Source organism: Pseudomonas sp. PK-RTE-24, from assembly GCF_054052265.1.
This window is the reverse complement of record NZ_CM133224.1, coordinates 404,330-426,812: the sequence shown is the minus strand read 5'-3', so window position 1 is coordinate 426,812 and position 22,483 is coordinate 404,330. Positions and strand designations below refer to the sequence as shown.

At 59.7% G+C, this 22,483-nt stretch carries 25 protein-coding genes; 15 read left to right on the top strand and 10 right to left on the bottom strand.

Annotation, left to right across the window (positions count from 1 at the left end):
• The first annotated feature begins 36 nt into the window (after nt 1-36).
• The 5 genes from ACV8MC_RS01965 to ACV8MC_RS01945 all read left to right on the top strand — a co-directional run bounded on the left by ACV8MC_RS01965 (nt 37) and on the right by ACV8MC_RS01945 (nt 3,878).
• Nucleotides 37-1,431: a PhoH family protein gene (locus tag ACV8MC_RS01965; RefSeq protein ID WP_024011685.1), complete on the top strand. Its 1,395-nt coding sequence runs from the start codon at nt 37-39 to the stop codon at nt 1,429-1,431.
• 240 nt (nt 1,432-1,671) lie between these two features.
• A complete protein-coding gene (gene moaC / locus ACV8MC_RS01960) occupies nt 1,672-2,145 on the top strand; it encodes a cyclic pyranopterin monophosphate synthase MoaC (protein WP_041479492.1) in 474 nt (157 codons plus the stop codon).
• Complete coding sequence (locus ACV8MC_RS01955; RefSeq protein ID WP_024011686.1) at nt 2,142-2,384, top strand: MoaD/ThiS family protein; 243 nt, start codon at nt 2,142-2,144, stop codon at nt 2,382-2,384. The genes moaC and ACV8MC_RS01955 overlap by 4 nt, the downstream gene beginning before the upstream one ends.
• Before the next feature lie 2 nt (nt 2,385-2,386).
• Nucleotides 2,387-2,839: a molybdopterin synthase catalytic subunit MoaE gene (gene moaE, locus ACV8MC_RS01950; protein ID WP_016771590.1), complete on the top strand. Its 453-nt coding sequence runs from the start codon at nt 2,387-2,389 to the stop codon at nt 2,837-2,839.
• 262 nt (nt 2,840-3,101) lie between these two features.
• Nucleotides 3,102-3,878, top strand: coding sequence for an ABC transporter substrate-binding protein (locus tag ACV8MC_RS01945; RefSeq protein WP_056783062.1), 777 nt, complete (start codon nt 3,102-3,104; stop codon nt 3,876-3,878).
• 101 nt (nt 3,879-3,979) lie between these two features.
• On the opposite strand, the gene ACV8MC_RS01940 is transcribed toward ACV8MC_RS01945, so the two are convergent.
• From ACV8MC_RS01940 to ACV8MC_RS01920, 5 genes are all read right to left on the bottom strand, one after another.
• The gene (locus ACV8MC_RS01940; protein ID WP_016771588.1) at nt 3,980-4,606 is read right to left on the bottom strand and encodes a helix-turn-helix transcriptional regulator; all 627 of its coding nucleotides are present in this window, start codon (nt 4,604-4,606) and stop codon (nt 3,980-3,982) included.
• 84 nt (nt 4,607-4,690) lie between these two features.
• Entirely contained in the window at nt 4,691-5,818 is a 1,128-nt protein-coding gene (locus ACV8MC_RS01935) for an NAD(P)/FAD-dependent oxidoreductase (protein WP_353188219.1), read from the bottom strand.
• Between the two features lie 150 nt (nt 5,819-5,968).
• The gene (locus tag ACV8MC_RS01930; protein ID WP_056783066.1) at nt 5,969-6,913 is read right to left on the bottom strand and encodes an ornithine cyclodeaminase family protein; all 945 of its coding nucleotides are present in this window, start codon (nt 6,911-6,913) and stop codon (nt 5,969-5,971) included.
• A gap of 117 nt (nt 6,914-7,030) precedes the next feature.
• Nucleotides 7,031-8,509: an ATP-dependent RNA helicase RhlB gene (rhlB, locus tag ACV8MC_RS01925; RefSeq protein ID WP_056783067.1), complete on the bottom strand. Its 1,479-nt coding sequence runs from the start codon at nt 8,507-8,509 to the stop codon at nt 7,031-7,033.
• Nucleotides 8,510-8,605: 96 nt separating this feature from the next.
• Nucleotides 8,606-9,262, bottom strand: a complete 657-nt coding sequence (locus ACV8MC_RS01920; RefSeq protein WP_056783069.1) for an alpha/beta hydrolase — start codon at nt 9,260-9,262, stop codon at nt 8,606-8,608.
• Nucleotides 9,263-9,730: 468 nt separating this feature from the next.
• Here ACV8MC_RS01920 and ACV8MC_RS01915 point away from each other — a divergent pair, with 468 nt between their 5' ends.
• The 4 genes from ACV8MC_RS01915 (at nt 9,731) to ACV8MC_RS01900 (ending at nt 13,893) form a co-directional block, all read left to right on the top strand.
• Complete coding sequence (locus ACV8MC_RS01915) at nt 9,731-10,762, top strand: amino acid ABC transporter substrate-binding protein (RefSeq protein ID WP_016771583.1); 1,032 nt, start codon at nt 9,731-9,733, stop codon at nt 10,760-10,762.
• A gap of 66 nt (nt 10,763-10,828) precedes the next feature.
• Entirely contained in the window at nt 10,829-12,010 is a 1,182-nt protein-coding gene (locus ACV8MC_RS01910) for an amino acid ABC transporter permease (protein ID WP_071174462.1), read from the top strand.
• 10 nt (nt 12,011-12,020) lie between these two features.
• A complete protein-coding gene (locus ACV8MC_RS01905; RefSeq protein WP_457264293.1) occupies nt 12,021-13,115 on the top strand; it encodes an amino acid ABC transporter permease in 1,095 nt (364 codons plus the stop codon).
• A 13-nt stretch (nt 13,116-13,128) separates the two neighbouring features.
• Nucleotides 13,129-13,893 (top strand): amino acid ABC transporter ATP-binding protein, encoded by a 765-nt coding sequence (locus ACV8MC_RS01900; protein WP_016771581.1) that lies wholly within the window; start codon nt 13,129-13,131, stop codon nt 13,891-13,893.
• 57 nt (nt 13,894-13,950) lie between these two features.
• Here the strand turns inward: ACV8MC_RS01900 and ACV8MC_RS01895 are convergent, their stop codons facing one another.
• Nucleotides 13,951-14,439 carry a type II toxin-antitoxin system MqsA family antitoxin gene (locus ACV8MC_RS01895; protein WP_150636205.1) on the bottom strand — a complete coding sequence of 163 codons (489 nt, stop codon included), beginning with the start codon at nt 14,437-14,439 and terminating at the stop codon, nt 13,951-13,953.
• Nucleotides 14,436-14,747: a type II toxin-antitoxin system MqsR family toxin gene (locus ACV8MC_RS01890; protein WP_071174464.1), complete on the bottom strand. Its 312-nt coding sequence runs from the start codon at nt 14,745-14,747 to the stop codon at nt 14,436-14,438. Before ACV8MC_RS01890 ends, ACV8MC_RS01895 begins: the two co-directional genes overlap by 4 nt.
• Nucleotides 14,748-14,913: 166 nt before the next feature.
• On the opposite strand from ACV8MC_RS01890, the gene ACV8MC_RS01885 reads away from it, so the two are divergent.
• The 5 genes from ACV8MC_RS01885 (at nt 14,914) to ACV8MC_RS01865 (ending at nt 18,891) form a co-directional block, all read left to right on the top strand.
• Nucleotides 14,914-15,573 carry a FadR/GntR family transcriptional regulator gene (locus tag ACV8MC_RS01885; protein ID WP_095180430.1) on the top strand — a complete coding sequence of 220 codons (660 nt, stop codon included), beginning with the start codon at nt 14,914-14,916 and terminating at the stop codon, nt 15,571-15,573.
• On the top strand, nt 15,563-16,867 hold the full coding sequence (locus ACV8MC_RS01880; RefSeq protein ID WP_041479504.1) for a CynX/NimT family MFS transporter: 1,305 nt from the start codon (nt 15,563-15,565) through the stop codon (nt 16,865-16,867). The genes ACV8MC_RS01885 and ACV8MC_RS01880 overlap by 11 nt, the downstream gene beginning before the upstream one ends.
• Nucleotides 16,868-17,057: 190 nt before the next feature.
• Nucleotides 17,058-17,528, top strand: a complete 471-nt coding sequence (locus ACV8MC_RS01875; protein WP_095180432.1) for a nuclear transport factor 2 family protein — start codon at nt 17,058-17,060, stop codon at nt 17,526-17,528.
• Nucleotides 17,529-17,568: 40 nt separating this feature from the next.
• Nucleotides 17,569-17,871 carry a GIY-YIG nuclease family protein gene (locus ACV8MC_RS01870; RefSeq protein WP_095180433.1) on the top strand — a complete coding sequence of 101 codons (303 nt, stop codon included), beginning with the start codon at nt 17,569-17,571 and terminating at the stop codon, nt 17,869-17,871.
• Between the two features lie 84 nt (nt 17,872-17,955).
• Nucleotides 17,956-18,891, top strand: coding sequence for a glutathione S-transferase family protein (locus tag ACV8MC_RS01865; protein ID WP_457264288.1), 936 nt, complete (start codon nt 17,956-17,958; stop codon nt 18,889-18,891).
• 116 nt (nt 18,892-19,007) lie between these two features.
• On the opposite strand, the gene ACV8MC_RS01860 is transcribed toward ACV8MC_RS01865, so the two are convergent.
• The gene (locus tag ACV8MC_RS01860) at nt 19,008-19,358 is read right to left on the bottom strand and encodes a glutaredoxin family protein (RefSeq protein ID WP_056783081.1); all 351 of its coding nucleotides are present in this window, start codon (nt 19,356-19,358) and stop codon (nt 19,008-19,010) included.
• Entirely contained in the window at nt 19,358-20,362 is a 1,005-nt protein-coding gene (yejK, locus tag ACV8MC_RS01855; RefSeq protein ID WP_039759184.1) for a nucleoid-associated protein YejK, read from the bottom strand. The genes ACV8MC_RS01860 and yejK overlap by 1 nt, the downstream gene beginning before the upstream one ends.
• Nucleotides 20,363-20,758: 396 nt before the next feature.
• Here yejK and ACV8MC_RS01850 point away from each other — a divergent pair, with 396 nt between their 5' ends.
• Complete coding sequence (locus ACV8MC_RS01850) at nt 20,759-21,040, top strand: HU family DNA-binding protein (RefSeq protein WP_003221909.1); 282 nt, start codon at nt 20,759-20,761, stop codon at nt 21,038-21,040.
• A gap of 194 nt (nt 21,041-21,234) precedes the next feature.
• Here ACV8MC_RS01850 and rlmF read toward each other — a convergent pair whose 3' ends face one another.
• Nucleotides 21,235-22,254, bottom strand: a complete 1,020-nt coding sequence (gene rlmF / locus ACV8MC_RS01845; RefSeq protein ID WP_016771571.1) for a 23S rRNA (adenine(1618)-N(6))-methyltransferase RlmF — start codon at nt 22,252-22,254, stop codon at nt 21,235-21,237.
• Between the last annotated feature and the right edge of the window lie 229 nt (nt 22,255-22,483).

Here is a 22,483-nt window from a genome sequence, read left to right as displayed (position 1 = left end):
TATTGCGTCGAATGGCTCCCACAAAGGTGACCGAGTATGGATGATCACGGACGCAGCCCTTCCTCCAACCAGCCAATCCTGTATGTACTCGATACCAACGTATTGATTCACGATCCAAATGCCCTGCTGAATTTCGAAGAACACCACGTCGCCATCCCGATGACCGTGCTGGAAGAGCTGGACAAGCTCAAGAGCGGCCATCACAGCGTGGCCGCCGAATGCCGCCAGGCGATCCGCCTGATCGACAAGACCCTGGGCGATGCGTCCCCTGAAGACGTTGAACTGGGCGTGCCGATCCAGCGTGGCAAGGGCGGGCCGAAGGGCTTGCTGTCAATTCTGATGAGCAAGCAGGCCGAGTCGAACCTGATTCTGCCCGAACATCTGAACGACAACAAAATCATCAACCAACTGATTGATCTGCATACCCGCGATCCGCAAAAACCGGTGGTGCTGGTCACCAAAGACATCAACATGCGCCTCAAGGCGCGCGCCTGTGGGATCGACGCCGAGGACTACAGCACCGACCAATTGGTCGATGACGTGTCCCTGCTGCCCAACGGCTACCACAACATGACCGGCTCCTTCTGGGACCGCGTGAGCAAGGTCGAAACCCGTCAGGACCACGGCCGCACCTGGCATCAGGTACAACTGATCGACAACCTGCCGGCCGTGCACATCAACGAGTTCATCATCGACGAGCAGGGCTTTGTCGGCTGGATCAAGGAAATCCAGGAAGACCGCCTGCTGATCCTCGACCTGCACCAGGAGCCACTGCTGCATCAGGAGGCCTGGGGCCTGAAGCCGCGCGACATCTATCAGAGTCTGGCGCTGTACGCGTTGCTTGACCCGGACATTCATCTGGTCAACCTGTCCGGCGCCGCCGGTTCCGGTAAAACCATTCTGGCGCTGGCCGCTGCCATCGAGCAGACCATGGTCAGCAAACGTTATCGCCGCATCATCGCCACCCGCAGCGTGCAGGGTCTGGACCAGGAAATCGGCTTCCTGCCCGGCACCGAAGCGGAAAAAATGGAGCCTTGGCTGGGCGCCATCACCGACAACCTCGAAGCCTTGCACATGGATGACGAAAACACCCATGGCAGCGTCGACTACATCCTCAGCAAAGTGCCGTTGCAGTTCAAATCGCTCAACTACATTCGCGGTCGCAGCTTCCAGCAGAGCCTGATCCTGATCGACGAATGCCAGAACCTCACGCCGCACCAGATGAAAACCATCATCACCCGTGCCGGCGCCGGTTCCAAAGTGGTGTGCCTGGGCAACCTGGCGCAGATCGACACCCCTTACCTGTCCGCGACCAGCTCCGGGCTGACCTACCTGACCGAACGTTTCAAGGACTTCCCCAACGGTGTGCACATCACCCTGCAAGGGGTGCCTCGCTCGATCCTGGCCGAATACGCCGAATCGCATCTGTAACCTTTCACCCAGAACCGGGCGGCCCTTAAAGCCGCCCGGTTTTTTTATGGATAAATGCATATCTCCTGTGGGAGCGAGCCTGCTCGCGAATGCGGTGTATCAGTCGACATCTATAGTGAATCTGAATCCGCTTTCGCGAGCAGGCTCGCTCCCACAGGGGGCAACGGTGATTTCATAATCAGTGATGCGGATATCTGACCCACAGGTTTACAATCCACGCTCCTGATCAGGAGTAATCCCGTGCTGACTCATCTCGATTCCCAAGGTCGCGCCAACATGGTCGACGTCACTGAAAAAGCCGTGACGTTCCGTGAAGCGACCGCTCAAGCGCTGGTGCGCATGCTCCCCGCAACCTTGCAGATGATCGTCAGCGGCGGTCATCCCAAGGGTGATGTGTTCGCCGTGGCGCGCATTGCCGGAATTCAGGCGGCGAAGAAGACCAGCGATCTGATTCCCCTGTGCCACCCGCTGATGCTCACCGGCGTCAAAGTCGAACTCAGCGCCGAAGGCGATGACAGCGTGCGTATCGTCGCCCGCTGCAAGCTGTCCGGGCAGACCGGCGTCGAGATGGAAGCGCTGACCGCCGCCAGCGTCGCCGCCCTGACCATTTACGACATGTGCAAAGCCGTCGACCGGGGCATGACCATCGAAAGCGTGCGTCTGCTGGAGAAAGTCGGCGGCAAGAGCGGCCACTTCCAGGCGGAGCAGCCATGAAACTGACCGTGAAATTTTTTGCCCGCTACCGTGAAGCGCTGGGCGTGGATTCGGTTGCGGTTGAAGGCGATTTCGCCACCGTCGATGACGTTCGGGCACTGTTGGCAGAACGTGATGGCGCCGAAGTGCTGAGCGAGCAGAACCTGATGTGCGCACGCAACGAAGACCTCTGCCAGCTCGACGAGCCAGTTGTCGATGGTGATGAAGTGGCGTTTTTCCCCACCGTGACCGGAGGCTGAGCATGGCGATTCGCGTGCAGGCCACGCCGTTCGATCCGGGCGCTGAAGTCAATGCGATGCACGCGGCCAATGTCGGTGTGGGCGCGGTGGTGAGCTTTGTCGGTTACGTGCGCGACTTCAACGACGGGCTCGACGTGGCCGGGATGTTCCTTGAGCACTATCCGGGCATGACCGAAAAAGCCCTCGGCAAGATCGCCGTCGAAGCCGAGCAGCGCTGGCCGCTGTTGAAACTGGAAGTGCTGCACCGCATCGGCGCGCTGGAGCCGGGCGAGCCGATCGTATTCGTCGGTGCCGCCAGCGCCCATCGCCAGGCCGCGTTCGACGCCTGCGCCTTCGTCATGGACTACCTGAAAACCCGCGCGCCGTTCTGGAAAAAAGAAAACACCAGTGACGGCCCGCGTTGGGTCGAAGGGCGTGACAGTGATCATGCGGCTGCGGATCGCTGGAAGAAGTAGTTTCTGTAGCGCCCTCCGGTCAGTCTTCGCGAGCAGGCTCGCTCCCACAATTGGAAAGCGTTCCCCTGTGGGAGCGAGCCTGCTCGCGAAGGCGTCATCTGTGACACCGAAAATCCTTCCCTCTCTACCCGATTGACGATTTGTACCTGAGAGTCCAGTATGGATTTCCAAGTACAAAAAAGCTTCTGTCTTGCAGCTATCAGCTTGCCGCTTGTAGCTGCTCTTCTTCGCCAAACCAACAACAACCCGCGAGAGAACGAACATGAAGAAACTTCCCCTCATCACCGGTCTGGCTCTCAGTCTGCTGGCCTGCTCCAGCGTCTTCGCCGCCGAGAAAACCCTGCGTATCGGCATCGAAGCGGCCTATCCGCCGTTCGCTTCGAAAACCGATAAAGGTGAAATCGTCGGTTTCGACTACGACATCGGCAATGCCCTGTGTGCGCAGATGAAGGTCAAGTGCGTGTGGGTTGAAGGTGAGTTCGACGGGCTGATTCCTTCGCTGAAAGTGAAGAAGATCGACATGGCGCTGTCGTCGATGACCATCAACGAAGATCGCAAGAAGTCGGTGGATTTCAGCCACAAGTACTATTTCACTTCTTCGCGTCTGGTCATGAAGGAAGGCGCGACGGTGGATGATCAGTACGCCAGCCTCAAAGGTAAGAACGTCGGCGTGCAGCGCGCGACCACCACCGATCGTTATGCCACCGAGGTGTTCGAACCCAAGGGCATCAACGTCAAGCGCTACAGCAACAACGAAGAAATCTACATGGACCTGGCGGCGGGGCGCCTCGATGCGATTTTCGCCGACACCATCCCGCTCAATGACTTTCTGTCGATGCCGCGTGGCAAGGGTTATGAGTTTGTCGGGCCGGAGCTGAAGGATCCGAAGTACGTCGGCGAAGGTGCGGGTATTGCCGTGCGCAAGGGCAACGGTGAACTGGTCAGCCAGTTGAACAGCGCCATCGACGGAATTCGCGCGAATGGCGAGTATCAGAAGATTTCCGAGAAGTATTTCAAGACCGATATCTACGGCGATTGATCAAGCGCTTTCGCGAGCAGGCTCGCTCCCACAGGGGTAACGCATTCCAAATGTGGGAGCGAGCCTGCTCGCGAAGAGGCCAGCGCTAGCGATGCAAATCTTCAGCCCTTCAATTCCTTCAAATGTTTGTACACCGTCGCCCGCCCCATGTTCAGCACATTGGCCACGTAGTTCGAGGCGCTCTTGCCCTTGAACGCGCCCTCGGCGTGCAGCGCCAGCACCAGTTCGCGTTTGTGATCGCGGGTCAGCAGGTTCAGGCTCAACTGCCGCTCGCGCAACCAGGCGTGGAGGAAGGTGTTGATGCGTTCCTGCCAGTCATCACGGAACAGCGAGTCCGGCTGCGGAATCAGCTTGCTCGGCGAGAGAAACAGGTCCAGCGCCGCTTTGGCGTTCTCGAACAGGGAAATATTCAGATTGATGCACAGCACCGCCAGCGGCCGACTTTCGCTGTCACGCAGCACGGTGCTCAGGCTGCGAATTTTCTGACCGTCCCAGTTGAGCTTTTCGTACGGGCCGATGTTCCTGTCGCTGACATCCTCGCTGAGCATGTCTTCCAGTGACGAGTCGTCGCCGATCTCGCGCTTGGACAGGTTGTTGGCGATGTAGTCGACCTTCTGCGTGCGCAGGTCGTGCAGCACCACCTCGGCGTGGGGGAAGAACAGCGTGGCAATGGCGTCGGCGATGGCGCGGAAGTTATCCAGCGCCGGGTCGAATTCGGGGGCAGTCATGACAGTGGAGCTCCAGGCAGCGTCAGCGCCCCTTGTGCCGGGGCGCTGCGAGTGTGCCGCAATCTTTTCGACGAGTCGATGCGATCAAACCAGTCGGGCCGGGGAGAGCATGGCGCTGTCCAGACCGAATTGATGCAGGTGCTCGGGGAATGGCTCGCCGCGCACCAGCGCCGCACTGGCCTGGCCCATCGCCGGCGACGTCTGAATGCCGTAGCCGCCCTGCGCGGCGACCCAGAACAGCCCTGGCACCTGCGGATCAAAGCCGCTGAGCAAATCACCGTCGGCAACGAAACTGCGCAGACCGGCCCAGGTGCGGGTCGGACGGCGGATGGTCAGCGTGGTGGCCTCTTCGATCTGATAAATGCCCATGGCGATGTCGAGTTCTTCCGGCTGCACATCGTGCGGTTCGACCGGATCGGCGTTGGCCGGCGAGCCGAGGAACATGCCGGCGTCGGGCTTCATGTAGAAGGATTCGTCGAGGCTGACCAGCATTGGCCAATGATGAGTGTCAACGCCTTCCGGGCCGGCAAAGATAAATGCGGCGCGGCGTTTCGCTTGCAGACCCAGCGGCTGCGCACCGGCCAGGGCAGCGATCTTGTCGGCCCAGGCACCGGCGGCATTGATAAGCACCGGTGCGGTGAATGTCTCGCCGTTGGTCTGCACGATCCACAGGCCATCGGCATCGCGGCTCAAGCCGAGCACTTCGCAATCGGTGCGCACTTCGCCGTGGTTGCGCCGGATGCCGCGCAGGTAGCCTTGATGCAGCGCGTCGGTGTCGATGTCGCAGGCCGATGGATCGTAGATCGCGCCGTGGACTTTTTCCCGGCGCAGGATCGGCAGACGCGCGCAGGCTTCGTCGGCGCTGAGCAGTTGCATCTGCGGCACGGTGGCTTTGGCGCTGAGGTATTGGTTGTTCAGTTCGGCGGGATCACCGATGAAGTCGACGGTCATTTCGCCGCGCGGGGTCAGCAGCGGGTGCTCGCAAAAGCCGCTCGGAGGACTGTCGAAAAACGCGCGGCTCGCCTGAGTCAGTGCGCGGACCTGTGCGGTGCCGTAGGCGGCGGTGTACAGCGCGGCGGAGCGACCGGTGGAGTGATAGCCGGGATGGGTTTCACGCTCGAGCACGATCACTTTGCCGTGCGGCGCCAGCCAGAACCCGGTGGAAGCGCCGGCAATCCCGCCGCCGATGATGATGAAATCTGCGTGGTTCATGTAGGTCTCCAGTGGGTACGCAATATCAAGGCGTTCGCTAGTCCCTTGTGGGAGCGAGCCTGCTCGCGAAAGCGGTGTATCAGTCGACATCTTCGCTGAATGTCAGACCGCATTCGCGAGCAGGCTCGCTCCCACAGGGGATTTTTGGCGTTAGTGGGTTAAGTGATAAACCGCATTGGCGAGGGCAATGTCTTCCAGGCCCAAGCCGATTGAACGGAAGAACACGTGACGGTCGTAACCCGGGCGCGGCACTTTTTCGCTGAGCAAGTCGGCGAGGTCGCCGACAATCGAATCCTTGTTCCAGCCATGCTGTTCGGCGGCAATCAGCATCTCACCTGCCGAACCCGGCGTGGTCAGACGATAGTCGCAGAACACCTGCATGTCGTTGAGACTTTGCGGCGGTACTTCATGGGCGCGGGGGGCGTTGGTGCTGATCGAGGTGATCAGCGCCGGTTTGCTTAACGTTGCAGGATCAATCACCGGCCCGGCCGACGAGGTGCAGAGCATGATCACATCCGCATCGGCGGTGACGGTCTCAAGGCTGTCGGCAATCTTCACTGACGGCACAATGCACTTCAACTCGGCCTGTGTTTGCGCATCTTCCAGCAGCGACGGCGAATACAGGCTGATGCTCTTCCAGTCGCGCAGCGCTTTGGCGTAATGCAGATGCGCTTGAGCAACCTTGCCGCTGCCGATGATCGCCAGTCGCTGGGCATTCAACGGGGCGAGGGCGTCGACCGCCACGGCCGTGGTCGCGGCGGTGCGCGCGGTGGTCAGTTCGCCGGCATCACAGAGCAGCAGCGGCTGGCCGGTTTTCATCGACATCAGCAGGGTCCATGCCGTCACCAGCGCTCCCTGCTCACGGACGATGTACGGCGAAGTCTTCACTCCGTACACGCCGTCCTCGGCCAGTACACCCAAGTAGTTGATGAAGTCGCCGGCACCCTGCGGAAACTCGACCCATTGCTGCGCCGGCTGCACGGCGTTTCCGGCCGCCAGATCGCGGAACAGCTTGTGCAGGATTTGCGGAACATCGATACGCGCCAATAGCTCATGGGCCTGGGCTTGATCGATCACATAGGGCGTACTGGACATTTCGCGCTCCGAAACTAAACTTATTTTTCCATTATGGACTTTTAGTTCTGGCGAGCAACCATCGGGCATAAAAAAAGCGCAGTCCGTTGCCGGCTGCGCTTTTTCATTTCGTGGCGCTTACTGCGGACGCTTGCGCTCAACCGCACGCAGCAGATGCGTCGGCGGGGTTTCACAGCTGATCTTGCGACCAAGCTTTTCTTCGATCGACGGCAACTGGTAAGAGTCGTCCTCGCCGGCAAAGCTGATCGACACGCCATCGGCGCCAGCACGACCGGTACGGCCAATGCGGTGCACGTAATCGTCCGGGACTTCCGGCAGGGTGAAGTTGATCACGTGGCTGATGCCGTCGATGTGGATGCCGCGACCGGCGACATCGGTGGCTACCAGCACGCGGATCTTGCCTTCGCGGAAACCTTCCAGAGTCTTGATGCGCTTGTGCTGCGGCACATCACCGGAGAGTTGCGCGGCGTTGATGCCGTCACGCACCAGGCGTTCTTCGATGCGGCGTACTTCGTCCTTGCGGTTGGCAAACACGATGACTCGCTCCCAACCGTTGTCGTTGACCAGGTTGTAGAGCAGCTTGTATTTGTCGGCAGCGGCCACGGCGTAGATGTGCTGCTCGACGTTCTCGTTGGCAACGTTGGTGATTTCGATTTCGACAATCGCCGGGTCGGTGGTCCATTGCTTGGCCAGATTCATCACGTCTTCGGTGAAGGTCGCGGAGAACAGCAGGGTCTGGCGCTCGGATTTCGGCGGGGTCTGGCGAATGATCTGCCGTACCTGCGGGATGAAACCCATGTCGAGCATGCGGTCAGCTTCGTCCAGGACCATCACTTCGACCATGTCCAGGTGCACGTCGCCGCGCTGGTTGAAGTCGAGCAAGCGGCCCGGCGTGGCGACGAGGATGTCGCAATGCCGCGCTTCGAGGTGCTTGAGCTGTTTGTCGAAGTCCATGCCGCCGACGAACGTCATGACGTTGAGGCCGGTGTACTTGGTCAGGTCAGCGGCGTCCTTGGCGATCTGCACCACCAGTTCGCGGGTCGGCGCGATGATCAGCGCACGCGGCTCGCCCATATAGCGCTCTTTCGGCGGCGGCGTCTGCAGCAACTGGGTGATGATCGAGATCAGGAACGCGGCGGTCTTGCCGGTGCCGGTCTGCGCGCGGCCGATGGCGTCTTTGCCGGCGAGGGTGAAGCCCAGCACCTGCGCCTGGATCGGCGTGCAGTAAGGAAAGCCCAGGTCCTGAATGGCGTGCATCAGTTCCGGGGCAAGCTTGAAATCGTGAAAGCGGGTTTTGCCTTCCTGTGGCTCGACGACGAAGTCTTCGAGTTTCCATGGAATGACCGGTGCCTTGGGCTTCGGTTCGCGACGCGGTCTGGCCGGTTTCGGCGCTTCGCCGGGTGCAGGCTCTACGGCCATTGGCGCGGCCGCAGCGGGTTTTTCTTCGGGCTTCGGTGCGGCTGCGGGAGCGGGGCGGTCGGCCTGCGGGGCATCGGCGCGATGACCGGGGGCGTGCGACGGCGCACTGGGAACTGGCGCGAGCTGCTCAGCCTCGCTTTTACCGAACATTTTCTTGAGTGCTTTGAGCACGGTCATCTCATCAATTGGTTAAGGAATGTACGCCGGCCAGTGTAATGCAAGAATCGGGCGCGGCGTAGTAGGAGGGATCAATGGGCAGGGATTGGTCGACAATCAGCGCAGTCGTTCGCTCAACCAGACACCAATGTCTCGAATCTCTTCAGGTAACACTTCGTGCTCCATTGGGTATTCCTGCCATGTCACGGTGACACCATGCTTCTTCAAATGCTCGTAAGCACTGCGGCCCATCGAGTTCTGCACCACGTTATCGAACTGGCCGTGCAGCGAGAGCACCGGAATGCGCTGCTGGCTGGCGGATAACTCCAGTTCGTCGCTGAATGTCGGTGCGTAAGTCGACAACGCCAGCACCCCACCCAACGGCCCCTGCCACTTCAGAAATGCGGTGTGCAATACCACCGCGCCGCCCTGGGAAAACCCGGCGAGAAAAATCCGCGAGGCGTCTATTCCGCTGGCGCGCTCGGCTTCGATCAGTTCGATGATGCGCTCTGCCGAAGCTTCCAACTGGTCACGGTCGATCGCCCGGGCCGGGCTCATGGCCTTGATGTCGTACCAGCTGGGCATGGCATATCCGCCATTTATCGTCACTGGACGCGTCGGCGCCTGCGGCAGCACAAAACGCGTGCTCAGCAGGCTTTCCTGCAACGCCTCGGCCACCGGCAGGAAGTCGTAACGGTCGGCGCCGAGGCCGTGCAGCCAGATCACGCAGGCGTCTGCGGGCTTAACAGGCTGAAGAATCAAGGGCTCGGTCATGTCTGCTCCAAAAATGTGCGGGCGCTCTCATTGAGTGCGTGATTGAAGTGCGCGCCCGGTTGATCCGTTAACAAGATGTCGCAAGGTTACAAGTTTAGCTATTGACGTGTCGCGCAATCACTTTCGCAAGCGGTGTGGTACGGCGTTTGCTATGGAGGTTTGCGTACGAAGCGTCCTACGCGTGGCGGTAACACTATCAGTGTCAGTCGCGTGATGGGATAGCAACGAATCCGGTGATGGATGTTCGCCAATGGCCGCTACGGGCTTAGCGAACGTGAAAGGGCTACAGCCCGTTCGGCCGATTGGTGAGAAGTGAGTGATCCATGATGTGGATTTTCTCCTACTAGACTCATAGCGAAGGTCTTACGTCGGTTGACCCCAAAAAAAGCCAACACGGGTCAACAACGCCTCAAAAGGGTGCGACTGGACTCAAGCTCCGACACAACAAGAGCAAAACTGGAGGTTTGAATGAAGATGTTGAAATCCACTCTGGCGGTCGTGACTGCTGCAGCAGTACTCGGCGTCAGCGGGTTCGCTCAGGCGGGTGCAACCCTGGATGCGGTACAGAAAAAAGGTTTCGTGCAGTGTGGCGTGAGCGACGGTCTGCCGGGCTTCTCGGTACCGGATGCGACCGGCAAGATTCTCGGCATCGACGCCGACGTCTGCCGCGCTGTGGCCGCAGCCGTTTTCGGCGACGCCAACAAGGTCAAGTTCAGCCAGTTGAACGCCAAGGAGCGCTTCACCGCGCTGCAGTCCGGCGAGATCGACATCCTGTCGCGCAACACCACCATGACCAGCTCCCGTGACGCGGGCATGGGCCTGAAATTCCCGGGCTTCATCACCTACTACGACGGCATCGGCTTCCTGGTAAACAACAAGCTGGGCGTGAAAAGTGCCAAAGAGCTCGACGGCGCTACCATCTGCATCCAGGCCGGTACCACCACCGAGCTGAACGTTTCCGACTACTTCCGTGGCAACGGTCTGAAATACACCCCGATCACCTTCGACACCTCCGATGAAAGCGCCAAGTCGCTGGAATCCGGTCGTTGCGACGTGCTGACCTCCGACAAGTCCCAGCTGTTCGCCCAGCGCAGCAAGCTGGCCTCGCCGAAGGACTACGTGGTTCTGCCGGAAACCATTTCCAAAGAACCACTGGGTCCGGTCGTACGTAACGGCGACGACGAGTGGCTGGCCATCGTGCGTTGGGTCGGCTACGCGCTGCTCAATGCCGAAGAAGCCGGCATCACTTCGAAGAACGTCGAAGCTGAAGCCAAGTCCACCAAGAACCCGGACGTGGCCCGTATGCTCGGTGCTGACGGCGAATACGGCAAAGACCTGAAACTGCCGAAAGACTGGGTTGTGCAGATCGTCAAGCAGGTCGGCAACTACGGCGAAATCTTCGAGAAAAACCTCGGCAAGAGCACTCCGCTGGAAATCGACCGTGGCCTGAACGCCCTGTGGAACAACGGCGGCATTCAGTACGCACCACCAGTGCGCTAATGGTTCTATCGCCCGGCGGGCCAACCGCCGGGTGATGTTCTTGTTCCATTTCTTCCGGGGCACTTCATGCAAAATTCAATCGGCGCACCAAAGCAGAGGCTCAGCCTCAGCGATCCACGAGTGCGTGCGTGGCTATTCCAGATCATCACCGTTGTGGCGGTGGTCTCGCTTGGCTGGTACCTGTTCGACAACACGCAAACCAACCTTCAGCACCGGGGTATCACTTCCGGTTTCAGCTTTCTGGAGCGTAGTGCCGGGTTCGGCATCGCTCAAACCCTGATCGACTACACCGAAGCGGACAGTTATGCGCGGGTGTTTGTCATCGGCCTGCTCAACACCCTGTTGGTGACATTTATCGGCGTGATCCTGGCGACGATTCTCGGTTTCATCGTCGGTGTAGCGCGGCTGTCGCAGAACTGGATCATTGCCAAACTGGCGACGGTGTATGTGGAAGTATTCCGCAACATTCCGCCGCTGCTGCAGATCCTGTTCTGGTACTTCGCGGTGTTCCTGACCATGCCGGGGCCGCGCAACAGCCACAACTTCGGCGACACCTTTTTCGTCAGCAGCCGTGGCCTGAACATGCCGGCCGCACTCGCCGCTGACGGCTTCTGGGCGTTCGTGATCAGCATCGTGCTGGCCATCGTCGGCATCGTGCTGATGTGCCGCTGGGCCAACAAGCGTTTCGAAGAAACCGGCGTACCGTTCCACAAGTTCTGGACCGGCCTGGCAATTGCGCTGGTGATCCCGACCTTGTGCGCGCTGATCTTCGGCGCTCCGTTGCACTGGGAAATGCCCGAGCTCAAGGGCTTCAACTTTGTCGGTGGCTGGGTGCTGATCCCGGAACTGCTGGCGTTGACCCTGGCGCTCACTGTGTACACCGCAGCGTTTATCGCCGAGATCGTGCGTTCCGGGATCAAGTCGGTCAGCCACGGTCAGACCGAAGCGGCGCGTTCGCTTGGCCTGCGCAACGGCCCGACCCTGCGCAAGGTGATCATCCCGCAGGCCCTGCGCGTGATCATTCCGCCGCTGACCAGCCAATACCTGAACCTTGCGAAGAACTCCTCGCTGGCAGCCGGTATCGGTTACCCGGAAATGGTTTCGCTGTTCGCTGGCACCGTGCTCAACCAGACCGGGCAGGCCATCGAAGTGATTGCCATCACCATGAGCGTGTACCTGGCGATCAGTATCAGCATTTCCCTGCTGATGAACTGGTACAACAAGCGCATTGCGCTGATCGAGCGGTAAGGAAAAGCGCATGAGTACTCATACTTTCAAACCCGACATGCCTCCACCGAACAGCAGCATCGGCGTGCTGGCGTGGATGCGCGCGAACATGTTCTCCAGCTGGCTCAACACCCTGCTGACGCTGTTTGCGTTCTACCTGATCTACCTGGTCGTGCCACCGATCCTCAGCTGGGCGATCGTTGACGCCAACTGGGTCGGCACCACCCGCGCCGACTGCACCAAGGAAGGCGCCTGCTGGGTGTTCATTCAGCAGCGTTTCGGCCAGTTCATGTACGGCTACTACCCGACCGAGCTGCGCTGGCGCGTTGATCTGACCGTGTGGCTGGCGGTCATTGGCGCAGCACCGCTGTTCATCTCGCGCGTGCCGCGTAAAGCGGTATACGGCCTGAGCTTCCTGGTGCTGTACCCGATCATTGCCTTCACTTTGCTGCATGGCGGTTTCGGAATGACCACCGTGCCGACCAGCCAGTGGGGCGGCCTGATGCTGACCCTGGTGATCGCCACCGTCGGCATCGCCGGAGCATTGCCGCTGGGCATCGTGCTGGCGCTGGGACGGCGTTCGAACATGCCGGCGATTCGTGTGGTCTGCGTGACCTTCATCGAGTTCTGGCGCGGCGTGCCGTTGATCACGGTGCTGTTCATGTCCTCGGTAATGCTGCCGCTGTTCCTGCCTGAAGGCATGAACTTCGACAAGCTGTTGCGGGCGCTGATCGGCGTGATCCTGTTCCAGTCGGCCTACGTCGCCGAAGTGGTGCGCGGTGGTCTGCAGGCGATTCCCAAAGGGCAGTACGAAGCGGCTGCAGCGATGGGCCTCGGTTACTGGCGTTCGATGGGCCTGGTGATTCTGCCGCAAGCCCTGAAGCTGGTGATCCCGGGCATCGTCAACACGTTCATTGCGCTGTTCAAGGACACCAGCCTGGTGATCATCATCGGCCTGTTCGACCTGCTCAACAGCGTCAAGCAAGCCGCCGCCGACCCGAAATGGCTGGGCATGGCCACCGAAGGCTACGTGTTCGCCGCCCTGGTGTTCTGGATTTTCTGTTTTGGTATGTCGCGCTATTCCATGCATCTGGAACGCAAGCTCGACACTGGCCACAAGCGTTAGGAGTTCTCTGTAAATGAGCGAAGCAATCAAAAAGCCTGTGGGTCCGGAAGGCATCATCCAGATGCAGGGCGTGAACAAGTGGTACGGCCAGTTTCACGTACTCAAGGACATCAACCTCAACGTCAAACAGGGCGAACGCATCGTCCTGTGTGGTCCGTCGGGCTCCGGTAAATCCACGACGATCCGTTGCCTCAATCGTCTGGAAGAACACCAGCAGGGGCGCATCGTCGTCGATGGCGTGGAACTGACCAACGACCTCAAGCAGATCGAAGCGATCCGCCGCGAAGTCGGCATGGTGTTCCAGCACTTCAACCTGTTCCCGCACCTGACCATCCTGCAGAACTGCACGCTGGCGCCGATGTGGGTGCGCAAGATGCCCAAGCGCAAGGCCGAGGAAATCGCCATGCATTACCTGGAGCGCGTACGCATTCCGGAGCAGGCGCACAAATATCCGGGGCAACTGTCCGGCGGCCAGCAACAGCGTGTGGCGATCGCCCGCGCCTTGTGCATGAAGCCGAAAATCATGCTGTTCGACGAGCCGACTTCAGCGCTCGATCCGGAAATGGTGAAAGAGGTTCTCGACACCATGATCGGTCTGGCCGAAGACGGCATGACCATGCTCTGCGTGACGCACGAAATGGGCTTCGCCCGCACCGTGGCCAACCGCGTGATCTTCATGGACAAGGGCGAAATCGTTGAACAGGCCGCGCCGAACGACTTCTTCGACAATCCGCAGAATGATCGGACCAAGTTGTTCTTGAGTCAGATTTTGCATTGATGCCCGTCAGGCACTGAAACAAACCCGGACTCAGTTCCGGGTTTGTTTTATTTGGGCTCATCTGGCCAGAACAGGTTCCCGCTCCGGGTAACGAGTTTCCAGAAGTTGTTTGAGACCGTCGTCTGCGTGAAGTGCCTGAATTTCCTCTAGCAGATCGGGATGACGATCCAGAAGCCGCATTAATGTGAACAACGGCTGCGGCGGAGCCAGTTCGCCGCGTTCATATCGTGAAAACGCATTATGCCCACCTCCTGACAGCCACTTCACCGCACTTCTTTGAGTGAGATGGAGCTTTCGGCGAATACGCTTCATTTCGGTACCGATCAGCCGAAGTACGTCTTCGAGTAATTGATCGCCGGCATCTACGTAGCGCTCGGCACTGTCGGTACCACTGTCAAAAATGATTTCGCCACAGACCCTGCACTCCCAGCCGGCGAGAAGGTGTACGGGCCGCGAAAACTGTTTGTAATTGACGTCGAGACTGCGATCTTGAAAGTGGTGCATTGCGTGTTCGGTGCCGCAACTCAGGCATTGCCTCTTGCTCATGTGTTTTTCTCCTTGAAGGAGATCACCGGAGAACCACCGCTCGTGCAGTAGGTCACTTTGATGTAGATCTCCCGATTTCGAAACGATACGTGATAGACGTCGTGCCAGTTACGATGGTTGGAATAAGAGGTCATGGATTTGTAGAGCATCCGCCGCTCAAGCGTTGCCACAACCTGCATCATCACTTTCCATGACATGCCCATGTCCCGGCCTGTCTCAAGTGCATAACGTGTAAAGGCTTCTTTGCCTCGTCTAATTACTTCGGCCTTCACGACTGCCAAGTCGTAATGGGGTGTGTTCTTTTCCATAAGAAGCCAAAACCCTGTCCCTGAAATTACCCTTAAAGGGTAATTTTGACCAATCGAAAATGCCGCTCCATGTGTCTCCGATTGACCCTAGGTGGTTGCCGTCCTACATGGGTCTGACTAACATGTCGGAAAATTCATCCTATGATTGGATGAAAAGGTGGGTTTCATGTCCGACATTTCCCCTTTGATCAAGCGATCCCTGGTCGATCAGGCTTTGGATCAACTGCGTCAGCGCATCAACAGCGGTGCGTGGCAAGTCGGCGAGCGTCTGCCGACCGAGCCTGAGCTGTGCGCCGAGCTGGGCATCAGCCGCAACACCGTGCGCGAAGCCATGCGTGTTCTGGCATTTTCCGGTCTGATCGAAATTCGCCAAGGCGACGGCAGTTATTTGCGCGCCGTGGTCGATCCGCTGGATACGCTGAAGGCGTTGTCCCGCTGTTCCCTGGAGCAGGCTCGGGAGACCCGACACATCCTTGAAGTCGAGGCCATCGGCCTGGCGGCGTTGCGTCGTACCGATGACGATCTGGCGGCCCTGCGCGAAGCGCTCGGCACCAGCGGCAGCCACTACCATGGTGATCTCGACACTTACATCGCCTGCGATCTGGTGTTCCATCGCCGACTGGTCGACGCCGCGCACAACCCGACCCTCAGCGAGCTGTATCGATATTTCTCCAGCATCGTCGGCGCGCAATTGCGCCAGACCTTGAATATCTCCCCGCGCCGTCAGGAAGTGTTCGATCTGCACATCGACTTGCTCGATGCGGTCGAGCAACGCGACCCGGAACGGGCCAAAGCCTTGTCGAGGCAGTTGATCAATGAACCTTGAAACCGAGAAATCCATGCCCCGCAGTGAGTTATCCACAGCGTCGAAACGCACCCCCGAACTTGAAGAGCTGCTGATCGATGCCGAGGCTGATGACGAGCAGGTCCAGCAAAGCCACCCATTGGTAAAACGCCCGTGGCTGTTGCTGCTCGGCTTGATTCTGGTGGCGCTGAACCTGCGCCCGGCGTTGTCGAGCATGGCGCCGTTGCTCAGCGAGGTCTCCAGCAGTCTCGGACTGTCTGCGGCGCAGGCGGGATTGCTGACCACGTTGCCGGTGCTGTGCCTTGGCCTGTTTGCGCCGCTGGCGCCGATTCTGGCGCGGCGTTTCGGTGCCGAGCGCGTGGTGCTGGGAATTCTGCTGACGCTGGCCGGCGGGATTATCCTGCGCAGTAATTTCGGCGAGATCGGCCTGTTTGCCGGCAGCGTGCTTGGGGGCGCCAGCATCGGCATCGTCGGCGTGCTGCTGCCGGGCATCGTCAAGCGCGATTTCGCCAAACATGCCGGGACCATGACCGGCGTCTACACCATGGCGCTGTGCCTGGGCGCAGCGATGGCGGCGGGTTCGACCGTGCCGCTGAGTGAACACTTCGGCAACAGCTGGGCGATGGGCCTGGGGTTCTGGGTGATTCCGGCATTGGTGGCCGCGGTATTCTGGCTGCCACAAGTCGGCTCCAAACATGGCGCACACAACGTCGCCTATCGCGTGCGCGGGTTGCTGCGTGATCCGCTGGCCTGGCAGGTGACCTTGTACATGGGCCTGCAATCGTCGCTGGCCTACATCGTGTTTGGCTGGTTGCCGTCGATCCTCATCGGGCGCGGGCTGACACCGACTCAGGCCGGATTGGTGCTGTCCGGTTCGGTGATCATTCAGCTGGCCAGTTCGCTGGCCGCGCCGTGGCTGGCGACCCGGGGCAAGGATCAGCGCCTGGCGATTGTCGTGGTCATGGCGCTGACCCTGGCCGGCCTGTTCGGCTGCCTGTACGCACCGATCGAAGGTCTGTGGGGCTGGGCGATTCTGCTCGGACTGGGGCAGGGCGGCACGTTCAGTCTGGCCCTGACCCTGATCGTGCTGCGCTCGCGTGATTCCCATGTCGCGGCGAACCTGTCGAGCATGTCCCAGGGGTTTGGCTACACGCTGGCGTCCATGGGGCCGTTTGCCGTGGGCGTGGTGCATGACTGGACCGGCGGCTGGAATGCCCTGGGCTGGATCTTCGGCGTTATCGGCGCTGGTGCGATCCTGGCCGGGCTGGGTGCCGGGCGGGCGTTGTATGTGCAGGTGCAAAGCGAAAAGATCTGAATGCACTGGTTGCAAATGTGGGAGCGAGCCTGCTCGCGAAAGCGGTGTTTCGGTCAACATGGATGTTGAATGTTGAATTGCCTTCGCAAGCAGGGTCGCTCCCACAAAGGTTTTGCGTATTGCCGATAGTGTTTCTGCGCGCGGCAGATTATGGTGCTGGCAATCTGTACCTATTTCTTTGGAGATTGCCTTGAGCGAAGCCCATAGCGCCCTGATCACCCGCTTCTACCAAGCCTTTCAGCGCCTTGACGCAGAAGCCATGGCCGCCTGCTACACCGATGATGTGGTCTTCAGCGATCCGGCCTTCGGCGAGTTGCGCGGGCGCGATGCCGGCGACATGTGGCGCATGCTGACTACCCGCGCCAGGGATTTTTCCCTGACTTTTGACAATGTCCGCGCCGACGAGCGCACCGGCGGCGCGCATTGGGTGGCGACTTACCTGTTCAGTCAGACCGGCAACGTCGTGGTCAACGACATCCAGGCGCGCTTCGTCTTCCGGGACGGCAAGATCTGTGAGCACCACGACCACTTCGATCTGTGGCGCTGGTCGCGGCAGGCGTTGGGTTTCAAAGGCCTGCTGCTGGGCTGGACGCCGCTGGTGCGCAACGCGGTACGTGCCCAGGCGCGCAAGGGACTGAAGGCATTTCAGGCCGGGCGCTGATAAGATCGCCGCCTGTTTTCCTACACGTTCAGATCCCGAAGTGACCAGCCTTAGCGAAAAATCCGTCGATGCTGCCGAACCAGTGAGTAAATCCTGGTTCGTCTACCTCGTGCGTGCCGCCAATGGCTCGTTGTATTGCGGAATCAGCGACGACCCCGTACGCCGTTTCGCCAAGCACCAGAGCGGCAAGGGCGCGCGGTTCTTTCTTTCCAGCCCCGCGATGGCCCTGGTCTACACCGAACTGTGCCGCGACAAAAGCGATGCTTTGCGCCAGGAACGGCTGATCAAAAAGCTCAAGAAGAGCGCCAAGGAATGCCTGGTCGCGTCTTATCAATCTGACTGATTGGTTCCCATCAGGCAGATCGGTAGGCCTGTCAGGCAATGCGCGCTAAGCTGCGGATTCACTTTTCCAGCGGCGGAGCCGAGCATGTCCGAGTTGATTCTGCACCATTACCCGACCTCTCCATTTGCCGAGAAGGCGCGCCTGCTGCTGGGCTTCAAAGGCCTGTCCTGGCGTTCGGTGCATATTTCCCCGGTGATGCCCAAGCCTGATCTGACGGCATTGACCGGTGGCTACCGCAAGACTCCAGTGTTGCAGATCGGTGCCGACATCTATTGCGATACCGCACTGATCGCTCGACGGCTGGAACAGGAAAAAGCCCTGCCGGCGTTTTTCCCCGAAGGCCAGGAAATGACCAGCGCCAGTTTTGCGGCGTGGGCCGACTCGGTGGTGTTTCAGCACGCGGTGAGCCTGGTGTTCCAGCCAGAATCGGTAGCCGTGCGTTTCGGCAAATTGCCGCCGGAAGCGATCAAGGCCTTCCTGGCCGACCGCGCCGGCTTGTTCAGCGGTGGCAGCGCCACACGCCTGTCCGCCGAGCAGGCCAAGCATCAGTGGCCGACGATCATGGCGCGTCTGGAGCAGCAGTTGCAGCGCGAACAGGGCGACTACCTCTTCGGCGAGCCATCGATTGCCGACTTCGCCCTGGCGCATCCGCTGTGGTTCCTCAAGGCGACCCACGTCACGGCGCCGCTGGTGGATGAATATCCGGCGGTGGCGGCGTGGCTGGGTCGGGTGCTCGGGTTCGGCCATGGCGCAGCGAGCGAGATGTCCTCTGCCGAGGCATTGGAGGTCGCGCGTAACGCGACGCCAGCGGCATTGCCGGATGAGCGGTTCGTTGATCCGAACGGCTTCAAGACGGGACAGCAAGTGGCAATTGCCGCTATCGATTACGGCGTTGATCCGGTGGTGGGCGAGCTGCTGTTTGCTGGCAGTGAAGAGCTGATCATTCGCCGTGAAGACGAACGTGGCGGCGTGGTGCATGTGCACTTTCCGCGTTTTGGTTTCCGTATCGAAGCGCGCTGATTTATCAAGCAGCTGCAAAACCTGTGGGAGCGAGCCTGCTCGCGAAGACGATGGATCATTCAACATGGTTGTTGGCTGATGCAGCGCTTTCGCGAGCAGGCTCGCTCCCACATTGGTTATTTCAGGGCTGCAAGGATTTCGTCCGGATCGAACCCGCGAATCAACGTGCCGTTCACATCGATCAGCGGAATCCCGCGTCCACCCAGTGCCTCATACGCCTTGCGCGCATCGGCATCCTTCTCGATGTCGAACTCCTTGAACGGTATGCCCTTGCTGTCGAGAAAGCGTTTGGTCTGTTTGCAGTAGCCGCACCAGTCGGTGGCATAGAGCACGACATTGGCTTGCGCCCGGGTCTGCGGCGAGACCATTTGCGCGGGATTGAATACCCGCTCGATCTTGCCCCAGTTCTGATAGACCACGACCACCAGCAGCACCAGGGCGACCTTTTTCAGCACATTGCCGAGCATCAGTTACGCCGCTTCAACTGATCGGTCAGCGAAGTCGGCAGGCCTTTGATGATCAGGGTGCCGTTCTCTTCGTCGTACTCGATCTTCGAGCCCAGCAGGTGCGCTTCGAAGCTGATCGACAAACCTTCGGCGCGGCCGGTGAAACGACGGAATTGATTGAGGGTGCGCTTGTCTGCCGGAATCTCTGGCGACAGGCCATAGTCCTTGTTGCGGATGTGATCGTAGAAGGCTTTCGGGCGTTCCTCGTCGATCAGCTCCGACAGCTCCTCAAGACCCATCGGTTCGCCGAGCTTGGCCTGGCTGCTGGCATAGTCGACCAGGGTCTTGGTTTTCTCGCGGGCCGAGTCTTCCGGCAGGTCTTCGCTCTCGACAAAGTCACTGAAGGCCTTGAGCAGTGTGCGCGTCTCGCCGGGGCCGTCGACGCCTTCCTGGCAACCGATGAAGTCGCGGAAATACTCCGAGACCTTCTTGCCATTCTTGCCCTTGATGAACGAGATGTACTGTTTCGACTGCTTGTTGTTCTGCCACTCCGAGACATTGATCCGCGCTGCCAGATGCAACTGGCCAAGGTCGAGATGGCGCGAGGGCGTCACGTCGAGCTCGTCGGTCACCGCCACACCTTCGCTGTGATGCAGCAGGGCGATCGCCAGATAGTCGGTCATGCCTTGCTGATAGTGGGCGAACAGCACGTGGCCACCCACCGACAGGTTGGATTCTTCCATCAGTTTCTGCAGATGCTCGACCGCCACTTTACTGAACGCGGTGAAGTCACGGCCGCCTTCCATATACTCCTTCAGCCAGCCGCTGAACGGGAATGCGCCGGATTCCGGATGGAACAGGCCCCAGGCTTTGCCCTGTTTGGCGTTGTAGCTTTCGTTGAGGTCGGCGAGCATGTTTTCGATGGCTGCGGACTCGGCCAGTTCAGAGTCACGGGCGTGCAGAACTGCGGGCGTGCCGTCGGGTTTTTTGTCGATCAGGTGGACGATGCAATGACGGATCGGCATGGGCTTCTCGGCTGTTGGAAGGGAGGAGGGCAGGCTCCCCCGAAAAAGCGCTCAGTGTACCGCAACCACTGGTTTTGGCGCGGGTTGCAGGGCAAAACCGGGGCGCGCGCCCGGCCTTAAGCGGTTTTTTACCGATTTAGCGCAATAAAGCTGACCAAATGGGTAGCTAGAGGCGGATATTTCCTTGTCGCTGTGCTAGTTTTGCCCGGTCTTACGCGAAGTCACTGCGTTAAGCGTGCATTCAGCATTTGTCAGGTCGAACCAAACCCTGATTTCGGCATCTATAACCCGACTCGTCGTGGTTAATCGCCGAGGGTGCCAGATCCAGAAGATCGGGCTCGATGGCTGACACTGCACTCTGCAATCCATATGAATTTGATAGGGAAGGAACACTACATGGCTCTTACTAAAGACCAACTGATCGCCGACATCGCTGAAGCTATCGACGCGCCGAAAACCACCGCGCGTAACGCTCTGGACCAACTGGGCCAAATCGTTGCCGATCAGCTGGAAAACGGCGGCGAAATCACCTTGCCAGGTATCGGCAAGCTGAAAGTGACCGAGCGTCCTGCCCGCACCGGCCGTAACCCTTCGACTGGCGCTGCCATCGAAATCCCTGCAAAGAAAGTGATCAAGCTGGTTGTGGCCAAAGGCCTGACCGACGCTGTGAACAAGTAAGACGCAGCGATAAAAAAACCGTGCTTCGGAGTGATCCGGGGCACGGTTTTTTTGTGTCTGTGATTTAGCGACTGAATCGCAGTGCCAATGTGGGAGCGAGCCTGCTCGCGAAAGCGGTAGGTCAGTCGATATTGAAGCTGACTGACACGCCGCCTTCGCGAGCAGGCTCGCTCCCACAGGGGATCTGCTGTGTGTTAGCGAACCCAGCGCTCGCGTCGCCAGATCTGCTGCTCGGACTTGGTCTGGAAGGTCCAGGCAACAAAGCGGCTCTGCTTCTGGCCCTGCGACATCTCCACGACCTGGCTCTCCAGCACGCCAGCCTTCTTCAGCGCGGTTTCAATGGCCGGCAGGTTCGAGGCCTTCGACACCAGTGTGCTGAACCACAACACCTTGTGCTGGAAGTTCGCGCTCTCGGCAATCAACTGCGTCACGAAGCGTGCTTCACCGCCTTCACACCACAGCTCCGCCGATTGCCCGCCGAAGTTCAGCACCGGCAGCTTGCGTTTCGGGTCGGCCTTGCCCAAGGCGCGCCACTTGCGCTCGCTGCCCTTGGTCGCTTCTTCCATCGAAGCGTGGAACGGCGGGTTGCACATGGTCAGGTCGAAACGCTCGCCCGGCTCCAGCAAGCCAATGAGGATGTGCTTGCGGTTTTCCTGCTGGCGCAGCTGGATCACTTTGCTCAGATCATTGGACTGCACGATGGCTCGCGCCGCCGCCACGGCTGTCGGGTCGATCTCCGAGCCGAGGAAGTGCCAGCGATATTCGCTGTTGCCGATCAGCGGATACACGCAGTTGGCGCCCATGCCGATATCCAGCACATTGACGATCGCGCCGCGCGGGACCTTGCCGTCGTTCATGCTCGCCAGCAGGTCGGCGAGAAAGTGCACATAGTCGGCACGCCCCGGAACAGGAGGGCAAAGATAGTCCGCCGGGATGTCCCAATGCTGGATGCCGTAGAACGCCTTGAGCAGCGCCCGATTGAACACACGTACCGCGTCGGGGCTGGCGAAGTCAATGCTTTCCTTGCCGTACGGATTGGTGATCACGTACTTGGCCAGTTCCGGCGTGGTCTTGATCAGTGCCGGAAAGTCGTAACGACCCTGATGGCGATTGCGCGGATGCAGGCTGGCCTTCTCGCGCGGCTCGACGGCTTTGCTCGGGGAGGCGGCGTCAGGCTTCTTGCGCGCAGGTTTGGGTGTGCGGGGGGCGGTCATGGGCGTGGTCGATTCGGGTATGGCTGAAAGTGGCGGGCATTGTCCCACATCTGAAGGCAACACCGTTCAAACTGTGGGAGCGAGCCTGCTCGCGAAGGCGGTTTCACATCCGGCAGATTTGTCGGCTGACACAGCGCTTTCGCGAGCAGGCTCGCTCCCACAGGGGACTCAAGGTTTTTCAGGAATAAAAAAGGGAGGCCACTTGGGCCTCCCTTTTTCACTGCGATTT

Excerpts from the sequence above, each read along its gene's own strand:
- ACV8MC_RS01965 (WP_024011685.1), top strand. The coding sequence starts at position 37 with ATGGATGATCACGGACGCAGCCCTTCCTCCAACCAGCCAATCCTGTAT.
- ACV8MC_RS01955 (WP_024011686.1), top strand. The coding sequence starts at position 2,142 with ATGAAACTGACCGTGAAATTTTTTGCCCGCTACCGTGAAGCGCTGGGC.
- moaE (WP_016771590.1), top strand. The coding sequence starts at position 2,387 with ATGGCGATTCGCGTGCAGGCCACGCCGTTCGATCCGGGCGCTGAAGTC.
- ACV8MC_RS01945 (WP_056783062.1), top strand. The coding sequence starts at position 3,102 with ATGAAGAAACTTCCCCTCATCACCGGTCTGGCTCTCAGTCTGCTGGCC.
- ACV8MC_RS01940 (WP_016771588.1), bottom strand. The coding sequence starts at position 4,606 with ATGACTGCCCCCGAATTCGACCCGGCGCTGGATAACTTCCGCGCCATC.
- ACV8MC_RS01935 (WP_353188219.1), bottom strand. The coding sequence starts at position 5,818 with ATGAACCACGCAGATTTCATCATCATCGGCGGCGGGATTGCCGGCGCT.
- ACV8MC_RS01930 (WP_056783066.1), bottom strand. The coding sequence starts at position 6,913 with ATGTCCAGTACGCCCTATGTGATCGATCAAGCCCAGGCCCATGAGCTA.
- rhlB (WP_056783067.1), bottom strand. The coding sequence starts at position 8,509 with ATGACCGTGCTCAAAGCACTCAAGAAAATGTTCGGTAAAAGCGAGGCT.
- ACV8MC_RS01920 (WP_056783069.1), bottom strand. The coding sequence starts at position 9,262 with ATGACCGAGCCCTTGATTCTTCAGCCTGTTAAGCCCGCAGACGCCTGC.
- ACV8MC_RS01915 (WP_016771583.1), top strand. The coding sequence starts at position 9,731 with ATGAAGATGTTGAAATCCACTCTGGCGGTCGTGACTGCTGCAGCAGTA.
- ACV8MC_RS01910 (WP_071174462.1), top strand. The coding sequence starts at position 10,829 with ATGCAAAATTCAATCGGCGCACCAAAGCAGAGGCTCAGCCTCAGCGAT.
- ACV8MC_RS01905 (WP_457264293.1), top strand. The coding sequence starts at position 12,021 with ATGAGTACTCATACTTTCAAACCCGACATGCCTCCACCGAACAGCAGC.
- ACV8MC_RS01900 (WP_016771581.1), top strand. The coding sequence starts at position 13,129 with ATGAGCGAAGCAATCAAAAAGCCTGTGGGTCCGGAAGGCATCATCCAG.
- ACV8MC_RS01895 (WP_150636205.1), bottom strand. The coding sequence starts at position 14,439 with ATGAGCAAGAGGCAATGCCTGAGTTGCGGCACCGAACACGCAATGCAC.
- ACV8MC_RS01890 (WP_071174464.1), bottom strand. The coding sequence starts at position 14,747 with ATGGAAAAGAACACACCCCATTACGACTTGGCAGTCGTGAAGGCCGAA.
- ACV8MC_RS01885 (WP_095180430.1), top strand. The coding sequence starts at position 14,914 with ATGTCCGACATTTCCCCTTTGATCAAGCGATCCCTGGTCGATCAGGCT.
- ACV8MC_RS01880 (WP_041479504.1), top strand. The coding sequence starts at position 15,563 with ATGAACCTTGAAACCGAGAAATCCATGCCCCGCAGTGAGTTATCCACA.
- ACV8MC_RS01865 (WP_457264288.1), top strand. The coding sequence starts at position 17,956 with ATGTCCGAGTTGATTCTGCACCATTACCCGACCTCTCCATTTGCCGAG.
- ACV8MC_RS01860 (WP_056783081.1), bottom strand. The coding sequence starts at position 19,358 with ATGCTCGGCAATGTGCTGAAAAAGGTCGCCCTGGTGCTGCTGGTGGTC.
- yejK (WP_039759184.1), bottom strand. The coding sequence starts at position 20,362 with ATGCCGATCCGTCATTGCATCGTCCACCTGATCGACAAAAAACCCGAC.
- ACV8MC_RS01850 (WP_003221909.1), top strand. The coding sequence starts at position 20,759 with ATGGCTCTTACTAAAGACCAACTGATCGCCGACATCGCTGAAGCTATC.
- rlmF (WP_016771571.1), bottom strand. The coding sequence starts at position 22,254 with ATGACCGCCCCCCGCACACCCAAACCTGCGCGCAAGAAGCCTGACGCC.